This is a genomic window from Marinomonas pollencensis (assembly GCF_003387375.1).
GTDB lineage: Bacteria > Pseudomonadota > Gammaproteobacteria > Pseudomonadales > Marinomonadaceae > Marinomonas > Marinomonas pollencensis.
The window spans coordinates 24,699-39,771 of record NZ_QUNG01000010.1; the positions used below are offsets into that span (position 1 = coordinate 24,699).

The following is a 15,073-nucleotide window of genomic DNA, read 5'->3' on the forward strand; positions in this document are numbered from 1 at the left end:
GGTTATCACCCTTTTAAAGTATTTTCAGCACGTCTTTGCGTGGTAGCCTTGATTTCGGCAGCTTAGCATTTCCCCCTTCGGGATGATGGTATCCGACGACGAGTGCGACTTCGCATACATAACCGTCCAGCTCCTGCTCAAACTCTTCGCTGATGAGTTCAGGATCAATACCTTCCATGGGGGTTCCATCAACATCTAACCGTGCCAAAACATGCAGGGCATTGCCAAGTGCGATATAGACCTGCGCCTTTGTCCACTCGGCATTATTCCTCGTAGCATCCATCTTCGATTCCGCAAAAGAGAATTTGGATAGAGCTCTATTCCTTGATTCAGACGAATTATCTCCACGCCCATTTGCGATGTCCGTATCCACAACTTTGGCGAAATCTTCAATTGCGTATCGCGGGTTATGCGCTAATAAAATCACATGCGATCCATCGGTAATATGCTTCTTGTTGTGAAAGTTTTTACGAGCGAAGGTTTTTTCCAAGCGACCTTTTGCCTCCTCGCTTTCAATCACAATAAACTTCCATGGTTGGGAGTTTATGGACGAAGCAGTAAGGCGCAGCGATTCATACAAAACCTCCATATCTTCCGACGAGACACGTCTCGTCGGATCATAATGCTTAGAGGTTTTGCGCGTTTCCAGGTCGGTGATAATTGGGTGCTTATCCATGGCAATACTCCTTAAACACCAAAAAAGTTAGGCTGGCCATTTGATGCGGAAACACCGCCATCAATCGGCAAGTTCACACCGTTGATGAAGCTTGCTTCCTCGCTGAGAAGGAAAGCAATGGCGGAGGCCACTTCATTTGGTTTTGCCGCGCGGCCCAATGGCGTACGGCTCTTAAACAGTGCCATCATTTCCTCGCTTTCGGTTAGGAATGATCCCATATCCGTATCCGTCAAGGTTGGTGCAACTGCGTTCACGCGAACTCCTTGCCCACCAAGCTCTAACGCCAATGCGCGTGTATAGTTACTCACCGCGCCTTTGGAGGCGTTATATGGGCTGAAACCCCAATCGCCGCCAATACCAGACACAGAAGACACATTAACGATTGAACCGCCGGATTTTTTCAGGTGAGGCGTAGCATGGTGAACGGTGTGGAACACGCCCTCGACATTAATCGACATTACTTGTTTAAAGTCCTCCAGAGTGACTTCACCAACTGGGCCGCCAATGGCGATACCCGCACTATTGACCAATCCATCTAGTCCACCAAAGCGTTCAACATGCGCATTGATAAGCTTTTCAACATCTTCTGGATTGCTGACATCGCCTGCTACGGCAAGTATTTGGTCCGGCTTATTGATGCTTTTTAAAGTATCATCCAACTTGGATTGTGTGCGACCAAAGATCGTCACATTCCATCCATTTTGAATGAGTTTTTCGGCGGTGGCGGCGCCCATACCTGAGCCGCCACCGGTTACGATTGCTGATTTTTTAATAATTGACACTATTCATCTCCTGATTGTTTAATGATTATCGATGGCGATTTAAAGGTAACTTGCTACATCAAAAGCCTGACCTGTTTCCTTGCTTGATACGGCATGCTTATAAGCCTTAGCGGTATCAGCTGCTGAGATACCGCCAGTACTATCCATACCCATCGCTTCCATAGTCTCTTTAACAAAATGTGGACTTACCGTGTTAACCCGCAAACTGTCACCCAGTTCAAATGCTGCGGCTTTTGCAAATGAATCCAAAGCAGCATTAACAAGACTGACTGCCGCACCACCTTCCATTGGATGCTGTGCCAGAACGCCGGATGATAGTGTGATACTCCCACCTTCTCGTACGTATTTTTGGCCTATTTGAAAAAGGTTAAGTTGTCCCATTAATTTGTTATCAAGCGATAGTTTGAATTGGTCATAAGTTAAATCTTTAACCGGAGAAAAAGCGACTGCACCCGCTGTAGAAACAATGGCATCAACCTCTCCAATCTGATCAAACAGCGCAGAGATAGAATCGCGACTTTCTATGTTGACCTGATAGTCTCCGCCTTTATACCCAACTTGAATCAACTCATGCTGCTCTAGCGCATTTGCAACCGCTTTACCAATCGTTCCAGTTGCGCCAATCAATACAATTTTCATCATTTAGTCCTCTATGTGTTTAGTCTGTTTGTTAACTTGGAAACATCATAGCGAGCGCATCGAAATGAATAAATATCACTAATTAGAATTTACTTGTGATAAATTAAGAACAATCAACAAATGGAGCGAGCCTTTTATGGATATCCTGAAGTCTATACAGACCTTTCAACAGGTCGTTGAAGACAAGAGCTTCAGCAAAGCTGCTGAGCAATTAAATCTTGTGCCATCAGCGGTGAGCCGACAAATTACAGAGTTGGAAAGCTGGTTGGGTGTACGCTTGATCAACCGAACCACGCGCTCTTTGCACCTGACAGATGAAGGTAGAACTTATTTGTCAAAAATGACGGCGATCTCAAGACAGGTGAATGACCTAAAAGAGCTGAATTCAGTCGATGAACGATTAACAGGGCACGTAAAGATTTCAGCGCCAATCATGCTAGGCCAGCAACATGTTCCTCAAATCATTTCATCCTTTAACAAGCAACACCCTGATGTAAAAATTTCATTAGTACTGATGAACCGAATGGTAGATATTATCGAGGAAGGTTTTGATATGGCTATCCGTGGCGGAAAATTATCAGACTCCAACTTTCATGCACGCATGTTAGGTGAGGTTTCATTTAAAACGGTTGCCAGCGAAGCTTATTTGAAAAGAAGTGCAATTTTGGACACGCCCTCTGCGCTTAGTGAACACAACTGCCTTGTCAATATGGCGACAGCCACTCCGAGACGCTGGACATATAAGGTTAATGGAAAACAAAAATCGTTTAAAATCAAAGGTAGTCTGGAAGCTAATGATTCCTTATGTATTTTAGCATTAGCAAGAGAAGGCATGGGTGTAGCGATGCTGCCAGAGCAATATGTAAAAATGGATTTAGCAACGAATAACTTAACTGAGGTTTTAAGTGAATTTGCCACAGAGCCATTACCCGTAAGCATTATATACCCTTCAAGTAAACTCATGAGTAAAACATCAAGGGCTTTGATTGATTATTTCGTCAGTGCTTTTAATGAAATTGATTAAGTGCTAACGCTAAGCTCACCTGCCGTTATGGAGCGCAGCGGAATAGCTGTCAGGTGGAGCGTTTTGTTAGCCTCACACTTCCACTATTCAGTTAGGCTCGAACTCTCGTAATAACTGTCTTAGCAGTTCATTCAGCCGCGCCCGCTGCTTTGAGAAAAAGAAGTCAGATCCTGAGGGATCCATATTTAGGAAAACGAGCCATATCAGTAAATTTAAAAATCACAGCGAAGCAATGGCGAGAAGGAATCATACAACGTACAAAAACACTGAGTGAAGCATCGAGTATCTTGACGTGAAATTCATGGGGTTTCCTCAGGGTCAGCCCCCAATTATCCTTCAAATCCTACAAACCATATACGGTATTGCCGGATCTCATCAAGTGAACTAGATAAAGCGAATGGGGCGTTAAAAACGATTAAGTTGAGAGGTGATTTAGAAAGAAACAGACCAGAGTTGGTTTGATTAAACTCTGATCTGACTTAACTGATCAAGAAAGCGCTAGAAGCCGTGGAAATACTGGGCTCTTTAGGTGCCTGTCCAGTCAGTTGCTACTTTCTTCCCCATTGTTTTGCAGCCTACAAATATTTTTTGCTCTTTGCAGTCCTTAAATACATTTCCACGGCTTTTAAACATGCCTGTCTTAGAATGCCCTTGATAGATGTAACGCCAGAAATTTTAAAGGGGAATGAGCCCTTAGTCCAAAAAAGCCCGCTATGACTGGGTGTTAAAGGTGGGTGGCACTTTAATTCTTTCAAATATCAGCCCTGAAATTGTCGTATTTTTGCATTTGTAAATTGTCGTATTTTTGCATACTATATAACCAATAAATACGGGGGCTAAGATGACAATTCAAGACAGGATAAAAACAAGAGTAAAACGCTCTAAGCGCTCTGTCTTTCTGCGCTCTGATTTTAAAGACATTGCCGAATACGACCAAGTCGGACGTGGCCTTAGAAACCTTGTTAAAGACGGCTTATTAATGAAAATTGGTTATGGTCTTTACACCCGAATCAGACAAAATAGAATCACAGGGAAACCTATGCCTGACAATACTTCTGGCGCAGATGGTGTATTAATTGAAGCGATGGAAAGGCTTGGTGTCGATTACAAACTAGATAACCTATCCAGTTTGAATATCTCTGGGGAAAGTACTCAAATTCCAGCCAACATCAAAATAATTCTCAACAACCCGCGCTTTACCCGTAAAATTTCGATAGGAAAACAGGGCATCAATGACGATCGATAGCTCACTTTTTGTTGATGTTGCCGACGCCATTGGTCTTGGTAATCCCGCCATTGTCGAAAAAGATTACTACGTTGTTCAGCTACTACACCTTATTTCTTCCATTGAACTGGAATATCATCAGATTGTTTTTTCTGGCGGTACTGCATTGGCTAAATCGACAGTCAAAACCTATCGAATGTCTGAAGACATTGACTTGAAGCTAATACCAAAACAATCGTTTTCACATCAGTCATCACAAAATGCCAGAAGAAGTGCTCGTAAAGACGTGAAGAGTCTTATTGAGTCTTTGATTGAAAGCTGCGCCCTTTTCTCAATCGAAGGAACACCTACAATTTCGGACAAATATAGATACTTCGCCTTTGATATCCGCTACCCCCAACAATACCAACAAATTCCCTGTTTGCGCCCCTTTATCAAATTAGAATTTATAGAATCAGACCTTTTAAGCAAACCAGAAACTAGATCGATTCAATCCATCTTCGCCGAAGTAACGCAATCCGGTATTGAAATTGACGAGTTTCCTTGTTCTGCCATCATTGATACTCAAGCAGAAAAGCTCCTATCAATGATACGAAGAACAGCCAGTGTCGCTAGAAACATCGAACGGACAGATGACGAGACACTCATTAGGCACATCTACGACACCTATCACATCCAACTTACCCAACCCTCAAGCACCGACCAGCTCAGTTCATTAGTCGCAAAAGCAATCAAAATAGATGTCGAACGTTATGGAAACCAACACCAACGATTGATTGATGACAGAAAATTTTCTGAACGCTACAACAACTACGTCAGTCCCATGGTCTACGCAGAACCCCCCGTTTCATGGGAAGACGCACTCACCGTATTTTCAACGCTCACAAACCAAGTGCTAGATCATATTGAAGCGAACTCTTTGATAATTTAGGAATGTTCGGTTGGTTGGCCTACTGAATAACAGACGAGGAGTCATCATCCATATTCAAAACCTTTTAATCGCAGAACATTTAGTCGTTAATAGCTCTTTAGAATTTTAAAGAAAATGCTTCCTTAGTCCGAAAGGCCCGCTATGACTGGGTTTTAACTGTGGGTGGCACTTTAATGTTCATGATTTAAATAAAGATCAATGTTAAAGCTCTCACATTGCAAATACAGTGTTCTTATACCCATGTTTATAGCTTTATTTTTCGCTGATTCTAGCAACGCATGAGCAACTCCCTTGCGCCTATAATCCTGGTTAGTGAACACGCCACCTACCCAATATTCATATTCCGGATAGTTCTTGTTTTCGCGAATCTTTAGTTCGATGACACCAATAAGTTCACTATCAAGGTGGGCAACTAGCGACAAAGGGATCGAGTTTCGATTAACTGATTTCTCGATAACTTTTTCGAGTACTTTTTCTTCGGTGACATTTGGAGCAACCCTAGCCCACTCATCGTAGTACCACTTAGCTATTTTAGGAGCTTCATACGAATGATCCGCTAATAGTGAAATTTTCATGTTTCCTCTTAACCACATAACGCCTCAATAAGGGGTGCCGTAGGCGTCCCTCTTGATTGACTTGTTAAACGTAAATGCACGATGCTTAATCTTTGGGGACATTTTCTTTTACCAATGCTATTTCAAAAACCCTAAAGAGTACCGATATTATTTCTGCTATTACCACGAAAGACAAAATAACAACCATTATTTCAGCTGTCGTGAAAAGCATGTTCTTTGACGGCATAAGCTGCCATGTAGGATATTGAAGAAATACTATATCAATATTTCGTAAGTATGGAAGAAATACTGCTAAGAAAGTGCATCCAAGTAAAATATAGGCATCTAGCTTTAACCCTTTTACAAAAGACAAAAACCTACCATTACTAGATGCAAATGTTTGAAGCTTTTCGCTTCGTGTAGTTAGCAAGCCGAAGATTATTGATATTGCAGAGATAATGCCACCCAATAATGCTCCAAGAACGCCGCTAAGAGCACTTTCTAGAACTTTGTATGATTCATTGGCACTCGATGATAGCAGCAGTGAAACTATAAAAATTGATGAGAAGCCTATTACATATCTCACTGCTATCTCCTGAAAGTATATTGTTCACGAATTACTTCAAGAATATCTTTAACATCGTCTGCAGAGTAACCATCGAGTTCAACCTCTGAAATATTTCCATCCACTGTTAATATTTTTGCTGTTTTTCTACTCTCAAGTTTCTTTGTTTTCTCATTATCATTTCGTTTCCCCCAGATAGACCAACTTCCACCACCATCCTTAGCCCAATCAACGAGTATGTTTACCCATTTTGAATTTCTTAGATTAAGAAAACCATCTTTGTTCTTGAATACAGGCTTAAACTCAGATGCATTGGTTTCATTGGATATGTCTTTCAGAAAACCACCCAACTCTTCTTTTGTACTACCAAATAAATTGGGAGTAGCCAAATCAAACTCTACTGTAGTGATATATTGTAACAAATCATATGAGTCCCAAAAACTATTATCAGTCAGTTTTGGGAAAATATGGGCTCTTAGCTTCTGTTCAGCAAGGTAAATATTGTTGCCTATCTGATCGAAAGCTTTAGCTGCAGATTTAGCACTAGAAAAAACATTAGTTTTTCTTTCTACCAAAATGACTTGCTCATACCTATCCCAAATCCATAATACTGGAGGAAAATTATCTTCTTGGTGTGATTTAAACTCTCGATCGTGCAAATGCACTTCTGACTTCTTCGAAACGACTCCAGCCATTACTCCTGAATCAGAATCATAGATTCTAACCTTGAGAGAGTAGCTTTCAAAAAGTTCAGATGATGAATCTAATGCCTTTTCAAAATGTCGAATATCTCTTTTAAGCTCTTCTTCTTTGAAGATTTCATCATTTCTTGGAAGTAATGAAACCTGTAGTAGATAAAAATCCATTTTTGGATGTTTACTCCCATGTATGTTTTACGTTTAACGCCGCGTTAAACGGCTGCGCTTTTCGCAGTCCGAGCCGTAGGCGATTTTGAACGCCTTGTTATGAATCACTTTTTCGAACTCTTGGACAGATTAGAAATAATTTTAGATGTTTCTTGCACAACCTTTGACAAGTGCTCAATTTGGTCAACTGTATCAGCTTTAGATTGTTCGGTTCCAGTTTCCTCGCTTTGATTCAAAGCTGCTCTAACAAACGACGATAAGGCACCATTCTCGTTTGACAATACTGCACTCTCATACACTATTTGCTGGGTAGATATATTTGTAATTTCCTTTTGATAGTATTTTATTTCAGTCAGGTTGGATTTGTACATTTTTAGAAAGAAAAATGAGAAGACCTCAATAAATATAACCACTGTCACCCTAGGTATATAATAAGAAAGGATACCGGTTAAAGATTCGAGTTTTGCATCTGTTCCTAAAACCATATATGTAAGCAACCCGACTGCAATCGATGTGGTTAGAACACCAATAACCAAATTTAAATTTGCTCGCCTTGTGAGAGTTTCAATTTCCTTGGACAACCTATCTATCGATTTTCGGTAATTATCCTTGGCCTGTCTCATTTGAGCCGTTGTTAAAGCTGCACTGGAATATTCTTTTTCTAATTCTGCGGCCAGATCACAGCTTATTGTATTTTTTAATTCATTTATCAACGCCTCTTGCTGCCCTTCTTCCAATTGAATTTGTGCGTAAGATACTTCCGTAATTTTCCTTTTTAGTTCATCCAAATCCTCTTGGACTATAGAAGAATTAGAGTCTTGCGATTCCCATGATGGCTTCATTTTATTTGCCATCCGATCAACTATCGGAACCTTTATGCCACCTTTCAAATAAACCATTAGAAAGTAAGCGGCTCCAGCCGCTATTAAATATGCAGCGACTCCTAATACAAACCTGATGTTTAAGTATAATAGTCCTGATATTAATTCAGCGTTAATCCAAACTAGAATGCCAATAATCGTTGGCGTAAAAATAAGTACTAATCGAAGTCTGAAACGACGCTCTTCGCTAGACCGATTTTTTTCTATAGTCTCATTCAATCGAGCTCTCCTTTTGACTCATAACGCCTCAATCAGAGGCAAAAAATAGTTGGTTATAATTAGCGACTCAGGAGCAAAACCAACTGTTTTTTGTCCTGCTGAATTGACTTGTTAGGGCTATGGTTTACACAGTATGTGAGCTTGAACTCCAAAATCTTTACATGAACTTATAAACGTATTTATAAGCCAAATTAACTGCACATAGTGAGGCTTACATTTTTGACCCAAAGCTAATTTGTTTAATTCACCAGCCAATTTAGCCTTACTCAAAAAAGGTGTTGCAAGTACAATTTTCTTTATAGAGTTAGGGTTTTGATTTACAGCATCTAGAGCTACTTCTAAATCTTGCCAATTATTGGCACCAGTGACCCTACTAATATTTGTGTTTTCATAATTCTTGTGCCACTCATTATCATATTTATTCTTAAATAGTTGCTTTTCTGCTTGTGTTCGGCCAATGTTTTTTAATGCTTGAGCAACAACGTCATGAAAAGCACTAGCACCATATGTATCTTTCTTAATAAATTTAGAATGAATAAAAGAGATAGACGGAATAGCGCTATTGCTATCTATAGCAATATGATCAGCCCATTCGTCATTCATGTCATCACAGATAACAATATTGTGAGAAACACAATATTGATCTTCCACTTTCCTAAATAGTGAATTGGCAGGAAACCTAGTTAAATTGACTGTATGCGGTTTCTCTTTTTCGCTAGCTATACCAGTAAAGTTATAACTATCATCAAAAATATTAAGTATCGACTGAATGTTATTAACTAAGTGTTTATCTTCAAAACATGACTTTGAATAATATGAATAATTTGGTGAGTCGAAAACAGCAGAAAAAGGCTTTTCTTTATTTATATAACTACCTATCGAATAAGTATCAGAACCATTTTCAGTCACGGAAATACTATCAAGGAGTTTATTTCTAATTGTAATTAGTTTTTTTGAGTATGATACTTTGCCCGATAAAGTGGTTCCTTTCACTTTCATTAAATTACCATCGACTAAAATTGGAGATTTTAATTGATTAAAAAACCTATTGATTTCTCCCCCATTTAATTGGCTACCATCAGCCTTAGTTAAAACAGCTACACCATTTAAAAACTTATTTTCTATTTCAGTCAAATCTATCAGAATAGCCACGATTTTATGACCTAAACCTATAATATCCTTTAAGCAAATCGGAGAAGCAAAATTACGAAGAAACTCACTTTGATTGGTGGTTGCCTTGATTTCCTCTTTAATCTCAACAACCCAGTCGACTAATCCATCAAATGCAGATTTTTTATCTCTATGACTAACTCTAGAAGTACTTGGTGTTAGTGTGTATGAGTCTGCTCCAACTTTCATTCTGAAGTTGCTTGGAATTGATCGGCTAGATGAATTAGATGAGACAATACCATTCAAACTTTTAGCTTCTAATGAACGGGATCTAATTACCGCATTTGATATGCTCATATTTTTCATGGTAACTCTTTCATACTCAGGTTTTTTATCACCATGAAAATGACAGAATTTTTCATAATCAAACTCATCTATAAAAGAAGAAAAAATTTTCTCAGGTGAATCTACATATTTCTTCAAAATAGCTAAGGCGTCATCACACTCTATTAATAACAAATAAGCGTACTTTTGTTCTTTAATCGAAGTGCCTTCTAAAAACGAGGGCTCTGCTTCTATCTTATATGAAACAATAGAATATATAACTTGATTACCCAATGCCGTTGTATGGTTTTTTTTTATGGTCGTTTAAAAGGTAATTTCCCACACGCTCTTGAGAGATCTCTTTAAATGTATCTTCGATAGATTTTTTGGTAAGTGCTTTATTCAGCTTATAAAACTGAACATTCTTGCTTAGACTTAAGTCGTTAATCATTTTACTAAAATCCTTCTATGTATGACTAAACTAGCGAAACAGCCCTAACAATTAAGGGTTATACGGCAGCGTAGCTGCGGCTATAACCCACTGTTGAACGGCTGCGTGCTATATAGGGGATTTGCTTTTTTCATGGTGGGACGTCCCTGTTAAATAACTCGCTTAATACCAAAGATTGTTTGGACTATGCCGCTTCAGATCGTCTTTGATCGCCGCTATGTTGGTTCTTTACGTGCCCTTTTGTAGCGTGATTTGACCAGATAGGCAAGTGATTACCTTAGACCTTATGACCTGATCTGTTTTTATTCTCTGATCTCGCTAACGCTAACTGCCATTGTCCAATGACAGCATGATGCGAACCCGCTCTATCTCCTTACTCGCAGATACATCGCCAAGATACATCACAGTACTTTCGCCACAAGCAGGGCAGGATTTATCAGGACCAGGATTTATCAGGACAGGCATGCTAAGAACACCGAAAACACTGGGGACTTAAGGTGCCTGTCCCATTAGAAGCACTATCTGAAAAATTGAAAAGATTTGTATCGATTCTTTTTAAAACATTTTCGCGAAATGTAGCTGTAAATGGCCAAACAAGCGGCATCCCACACTCTATTGAAGCACCTGCGCCTAGGAAAAATACCAACACTCGGTATGTACTTCTTGGAAATCTAACGCCAAGCTCAGCGGCGCGCGCTTTTAGCGCGTCCGCTGAAGCTTTTTGTTAGATTTTGTTTTCTCCACTCGAAAAATTTCTTGCCGATTGTTCGTGTATTGTATTTTTCGTGCTGAATACCGATATTATTTTCATCAATATATTCAGCAAGAATGTAACGAGCCACTTCTTTATCCCCAGTCTCAATATTAAATACTTGAATCTGAGTGCTATCTCTTTTTACAACTCGGTATTCACCGCTTTTCGTTGTAATTGCGGTTTCTTCAAGTATCTCGCCAATATCTTCACCGGCTCTCATGGTTTTCTGAGTTGAGGGCTCTGTAGTTAGAGAGCTATGACGAATAAATGCTTTTAAAGTATGACGCATGTATTCATTAATAGGGTTAATTTTCCCAGCAACTTCCAACTCTAGTAATTCTTGAAGTATTTTTGATATGCAATTATCACCTGAACTCCAATGAATCCAATATTTTCCGTGTCCTTTTTTCCGTAGTTCCAAATTATTGAATTCAGCAGATAGCTGGCTATTACTGACCTTTGGAGTGAGAAAAATAATAGTGAGCTCTTTGATACTTGGCTCATCGGCGAGAATTGCCTGATAATATTCATCAAGCTGTTTTGGATTAGCAGCGCCAGTTTTAATTTTGTTCTCTATAATAATTCTATGGCATTCCTTTTTGTCGTTATTGAGCAATATTATCTGTATATCTATATCTTTTCTCTTTCCATTCAGTTGATATGGCTCTTCAAGCGAAACTTGCGAATCTATAAAACCCGATGATGTTATCTCTTTAAATCTCTCGTCATCAATTGTTTGCAGAAGCTTTCTGATTACAGAATCACTTAAGCCGTGATCTTTGTTGCTATCCAATAGATAACCGAGCATTGCTGACATGCTTGGTTCATGCAGCCTTGATTTTCCTTGACTCAATACTTGAAATATATTCATGACTTCCTGATAAACCTAACGCTTACTTAAGCGGGAAAATATAGTTGGCTAAAATGTTGAACGGAGTGAAAACAGCCAACTGTATTTTTTCCGTTTGAAGCTCTTGTTAGCTTACTTTGTGAACACGATTTTTCTGAACAAACATACATCACTTAACATTTGGGTTCTTCGTCTAATGCCGTATTCTCGAACTATGGTAATTAACTCTTGTCGAGTAGGGTTCTCTGAAGTAGATTCATCAGCAGGATTCCAACGCCCTTTGATGTTCACATTACAAGTTTTACAGGATATGGCAATATTTTCATTAATATTCTCACCACCTTTAGATAAAGGAATAATATGATCTTTTTGCCACTCCTTATAATTATCCACAGTGGCTAATAAATCTTTATCGCAATACTCACATTTAAATCCCGCTCTAATTCCGAGGATTACATCATTCTCACCCCATTGACCAGTATTAACGAGTGCTTCAATAACTTTATTCATACAAACTCCTTTTGTAAGCTAACGCCGTTTTAAGTTGAAAAGTACGGTGGGATATTATCGCGAAGCGATGGCCCGCTGTAATTTTTCAACTTGAAAACTCTTGTTATGCGTTTTGTAATTCAATTAATAGAGCTTCAAGTTTACCTTTAATAACGGGTTCAACTGCCTCCATAATTAAGACGTTTACCAAATACTCATTAACGATAGATCTTTTCTCAAAAGGAATATCACTTATAGTTTTAGATGAAAGATCTTGGTTTAACTTTTGTACTGAATCAGCTGATAGATCATGTTCTTCTGGCAAAGTTAAAAATTGTTCTAAATTCATATTTAAGATCCTCAATGCTCATATAGAGAGACGTATAACGCCCGCAGCAACCGCGGCTTAGTAGTGGAGCCGCAGGCGGAACGGAAAAGCCGTCGGCTTGCCTGCGCTTGTTAGAGCTATACCTGCTCAAAACCTGCTCTGTTTCTGATAACATTAGTTTCTAAAAAGAACTCGTAATCGGATATCCATTTTTCAGCCGATGGTGATTCTATTTGATATTTTTTTAATACCGATCGTATCTGGCTTGGAGAAGGACACTCCCAACGTTCAAAATTCATCAGGTCATTTATTTCCTTATCTGCTTTCTTTTGCTCATCAGATGCATTTACGTTGATTTTGTTGGGGTCAGGCCTTTCCTCTACAGCATTGCGAATTGCACGCTGATAGATTATCGATATGCCTTTTTTCCAATCTTTTTCTGCAAGCTCTAACTGAGCCTCGGATGCACCTATGCCCTTTAATGCGTCAATAATGTTGTCGTGTAGTTCCAGCCTCTTCTTCAGCGACATTCCACCCATAAAACTACCTGCCATGAGGTCAGTGAGCGTAGCTTCCGATGTTGTGGTGGCAACCTGCCTTAGCTGATCTATTGTTGCGGCCGCCTTTTCTATCTGCTCTTTCATTCTTGCCTTCACAGGCCCAAGCGAAAGCTCAGCCAAATCGCCAATCCTAGCCATAAAAGTTACGAACGCGCCACATAAAGCCGCTACCCAGCTTGTCGACTGGTCATCGAATTGTATGCCGATTACCACCGGTGCAATCAGCGTGAACGCTATCCCTGACCAAAATAATAAGTTCAATCCTTTCTCTCCCTGCTTGGTGCTCTAACGCCGCGCTCTGCGGCAAATTTGAAGCGCAACGGAAAATTTGTCCGACAGCAGCGCCTTGTTAGCACTTTAGCCTACGCCGCCCAAGCATGACGAACTGCTGATGAAGGTTATAACACTCGGTGCTTTTCTCATTAAGTTCTTTAATTTGTAAATCGACATGTTCAGGCCAATCCCAGGCTCCCCGGTAGGCATCGGGAACAGCGGACAGCATAGGGCCAGTGTGAATATACCCAGAGCTTTGGGCTAGCCTATATATAAATTCATGCATTTTCTGATATAGCTCTTTGCGAGCAGCCTCAAGCTCCTGATCCAAAAACTCTGTCTCTGCGGTATTCCATGTGTCTACGAAGCGATCAATCTCGTCGGTATTGTTGTCATGGTAGGAGTTACCGAAGTCATGCTCTTTTAAAAGAACCGCCGATCTTGAGTTAGAGGGAAACTCTGCGAGAAATCTTTCAAACAACGCACGATCTACTGCCTCTAGCTCCTTTGCTTCGGTTGCTGCGATGTAACCGGTTTTATAAATAAAGTATCTGTTTGCGACGTTATGGATTAATGCTAATGCGATGAGAGAAAAGCCTAAAGTATAGTCAGCTGTGCTTGATTCTAGCTCTGCAAACGTGAATTGCACCCCAGAATTCAAGTTAAATGTTGCAACCAGCCAGTTGTAAAATATCTGCTTAAAAGCAGTTGGGGTCAGAATAATTGTTCCACCAACTGTAACAACAAACCACGTGAGCTTGTTGGTAAAGTCTGGGAACAAATATTTTTTACCAAGAGCAATTACTAGTTCTTTTAGCTCTTTCTTTGAGATCACTCAGTGCTCCTTAAGAGTGCTAACGCCTCACTTAAGCGGACTAAAATAGTTGGTTATAATGTGAAGCGAAACCTAACCAACTGTTTTAGTTCCGTTTAAAGTTCTTGTTAAATGGCTACAGCATCATATTTAAATGAAGCATTGGTAAAAAACCACGCACTTTTTTAGCTACTTCTTTACTCATGGACTTTTTAATTTGTTCAATTTCATTTGAGTGCCAACAAATAATATATATTCCTACAAGTTTAGTAAGATCAAGGTTACCTTTTTTGCGCCACTCTCTTTCATGAGTCCAATCAACTTTGTCGTATTCATAACGCACATGTCGCCATTTTTGCTCTTTCGGGATCCAGTCTCCTTCGTTGTCAGGCAAATAAATTACAGGTCTAGCACCTAGTTTAAAAGCACCTTCTTTATTAAGAGCAATACCATAAAAACGATATCTAGCATCTTCCTTCTGCTCCGACTTAGTAGCGAAATGTTTTAACGATGAGAGTGGTGTTTCTGTAAAACACACAGCAGAATTAGGGCCTTTTATAAAGCCCTTTTTACGACTTCCGATTAATTCACCATCACTTAAAATTTGACATAAAACTTCGAGAGCAGAATTATCTTCTTTCTCTCTAGTCAAGTGAACCAATGAATTAACAATGTCACCTCGATGTTCGTGCATAAAACTCCTGCCATTTAACGCCTCAATAACCGGCGCAGATTTGCTGCGTCCGGCGCCGAAGGCG

19 protein-coding genes are annotated in these 15,073 nt (G+C 39.7%); 3 read left to right on the forward strand and 16 right to left on the reverse strand.

Features of this window, described 5'->3' with window-relative positions:
- Positions 1-13 precede the first annotated feature (13 nt).
- The 3 genes from DFP81_RS13495 to DFP81_RS13505 are packed head-to-tail and all read right to left on the reverse strand — an operon-like array spanning position 14 to position 2,100.
- Positions 14-676, reverse strand: a complete 663-nt coding sequence (locus tag DFP81_RS13495) for a nitroreductase family protein (RefSeq protein WP_115898429.1) — start codon at positions 674-676, stop codon at positions 14-16.
- A gap of 11 nt (positions 677-687) precedes the next feature.
- Entirely contained in the window at positions 688-1,458 is a 771-nt protein-coding gene (gene budC / locus DFP81_RS13500) for a meso-2,3-butanediol dehydrogenase (protein ID WP_245959167.1), read from the reverse strand.
- A gap of 39 nt (positions 1,459-1,497) precedes the next feature.
- Positions 1,498-2,100, reverse strand: coding sequence for a short chain dehydrogenase (locus tag DFP81_RS13505; protein WP_245959168.1), 603 nt, complete (start codon positions 2,098-2,100; stop codon positions 1,498-1,500).
- A 133-nt stretch (positions 2,101-2,233) separates the two neighbouring features.
- Between DFP81_RS13505 and DFP81_RS13510 the strand changes: the two genes are divergently transcribed.
- The 3 genes from DFP81_RS13510 (at position 2,234) to DFP81_RS13520 (ending at position 5,277) form a co-directional block, all read left to right on the forward strand.
- Positions 2,234-3,121, forward strand: coding sequence for a LysR family transcriptional regulator (locus DFP81_RS13510; RefSeq protein WP_115898430.1), 888 nt, complete (start codon positions 2,234-2,236; stop codon positions 3,119-3,121).
- 841 nt (positions 3,122-3,962) lie between these two features.
- Positions 3,963-4,367 (forward strand): DUF6088 family protein, encoded by a 405-nt coding sequence (locus DFP81_RS13515; protein ID WP_115898431.1) that lies wholly within the window; start codon positions 3,963-3,965, stop codon positions 4,365-4,367.
- Positions 4,354-5,277 (forward strand): nucleotidyl transferase AbiEii/AbiGii toxin family protein, encoded by a 924-nt coding sequence (locus tag DFP81_RS13520; protein ID WP_115898432.1) that lies wholly within the window; start codon positions 4,354-4,356, stop codon positions 5,275-5,277. The genes DFP81_RS13515 and DFP81_RS13520 overlap by 14 nt, the downstream gene beginning before the upstream one ends.
- A gap of 170 nt (positions 5,278-5,447) precedes the next feature.
- Here the strand turns inward: DFP81_RS13520 and DFP81_RS13525 are convergent, their stop codons facing one another.
- The 13 genes from DFP81_RS13525 to DFP81_RS13580 all read right to left on the reverse strand — a co-directional run bounded on the left by DFP81_RS13525 (position 5,448) and on the right by DFP81_RS13580 (position 15,009).
- Positions 5,448-5,852: a GNAT family N-acetyltransferase gene (locus DFP81_RS13525; RefSeq protein ID WP_115898433.1), complete on the reverse strand. Its 405-nt coding sequence runs from the start codon at positions 5,850-5,852 to the stop codon at positions 5,448-5,450.
- 85 nt (positions 5,853-5,937) lie between these two features.
- Positions 5,938-6,417, reverse strand: coding sequence for a hypothetical protein (locus DFP81_RS13530; RefSeq protein WP_115898434.1), 480 nt, complete (start codon positions 6,415-6,417; stop codon positions 5,938-5,940).
- 2 nt (positions 6,418-6,419) lie between these two features.
- A complete protein-coding gene (locus DFP81_RS13535; RefSeq protein WP_115898435.1) occupies positions 6,420-7,262 on the reverse strand; it encodes a hypothetical protein in 843 nt (280 codons plus the stop codon).
- 104 nt (positions 7,263-7,366) lie between these two features.
- Entirely contained in the window at positions 7,367-8,362 is a 996-nt protein-coding gene (locus DFP81_RS13540) for an AAA family ATPase (RefSeq protein ID WP_115898436.1), read from the reverse strand.
- Between the two features lie 117 nt (positions 8,363-8,479).
- Positions 8,480-10,090 carry a hypothetical protein gene (locus DFP81_RS13545; RefSeq protein WP_220342975.1) on the reverse strand — a complete coding sequence of 537 codons (1,611 nt, stop codon included), beginning with the start codon at positions 10,088-10,090 and terminating at the stop codon, positions 8,480-8,482.
- On the reverse strand, positions 10,083-10,247 hold the full coding sequence (locus DFP81_RS18365) for a hypothetical protein (RefSeq protein WP_220342976.1): 165 nt from the start codon (positions 10,245-10,247) through the stop codon (positions 10,083-10,085). Before DFP81_RS18365 ends, DFP81_RS13545 begins: the two co-directional genes overlap by 8 nt.
- A gap of 324 nt (positions 10,248-10,571) precedes the next feature.
- Entirely contained in the window at positions 10,572-10,712 is a 141-nt protein-coding gene (locus DFP81_RS18245; protein ID WP_181903096.1) for a hypothetical protein, read from the reverse strand.
- 218 nt (positions 10,713-10,930) lie between these two features.
- Positions 10,931-11,872 (reverse strand): PD-(D/E)XK nuclease family protein, encoded by a 942-nt coding sequence (locus DFP81_RS13555; RefSeq protein ID WP_115898438.1) that lies wholly within the window; start codon positions 11,870-11,872, stop codon positions 10,931-10,933.
- A gap of 111 nt (positions 11,873-11,983) precedes the next feature.
- Positions 11,984-12,361, reverse strand: a complete 378-nt coding sequence (locus DFP81_RS13560; RefSeq protein ID WP_115898439.1) for an HNH endonuclease — start codon at positions 12,359-12,361, stop codon at positions 11,984-11,986.
- 103 nt (positions 12,362-12,464) lie between these two features.
- On the reverse strand, positions 12,465-12,689 hold the full coding sequence (locus DFP81_RS13565; RefSeq protein WP_115898440.1) for a hypothetical protein: 225 nt from the start codon (positions 12,687-12,689) through the stop codon (positions 12,465-12,467).
- 116 nt (positions 12,690-12,805) lie between these two features.
- Positions 12,806-13,489 (reverse strand): hypothetical protein, encoded by a 684-nt coding sequence (locus tag DFP81_RS13570; protein ID WP_115898441.1) that lies wholly within the window; start codon positions 13,487-13,489, stop codon positions 12,806-12,808.
- Between the two features lie 88 nt (positions 13,490-13,577).
- Entirely contained in the window at positions 13,578-14,336 is a 759-nt protein-coding gene (locus DFP81_RS13575; RefSeq protein WP_115898442.1) for a protein-tyrosine phosphatase family protein, read from the reverse strand.
- 115 nt (positions 14,337-14,451) lie between these two features.
- Positions 14,452-15,009: a hypothetical protein gene (locus tag DFP81_RS13580; protein WP_115898443.1), complete on the reverse strand. Its 558-nt coding sequence runs from the start codon at positions 15,007-15,009 to the stop codon at positions 14,452-14,454.
- Positions 15,010-15,073 lie beyond the last annotated feature (64 nt).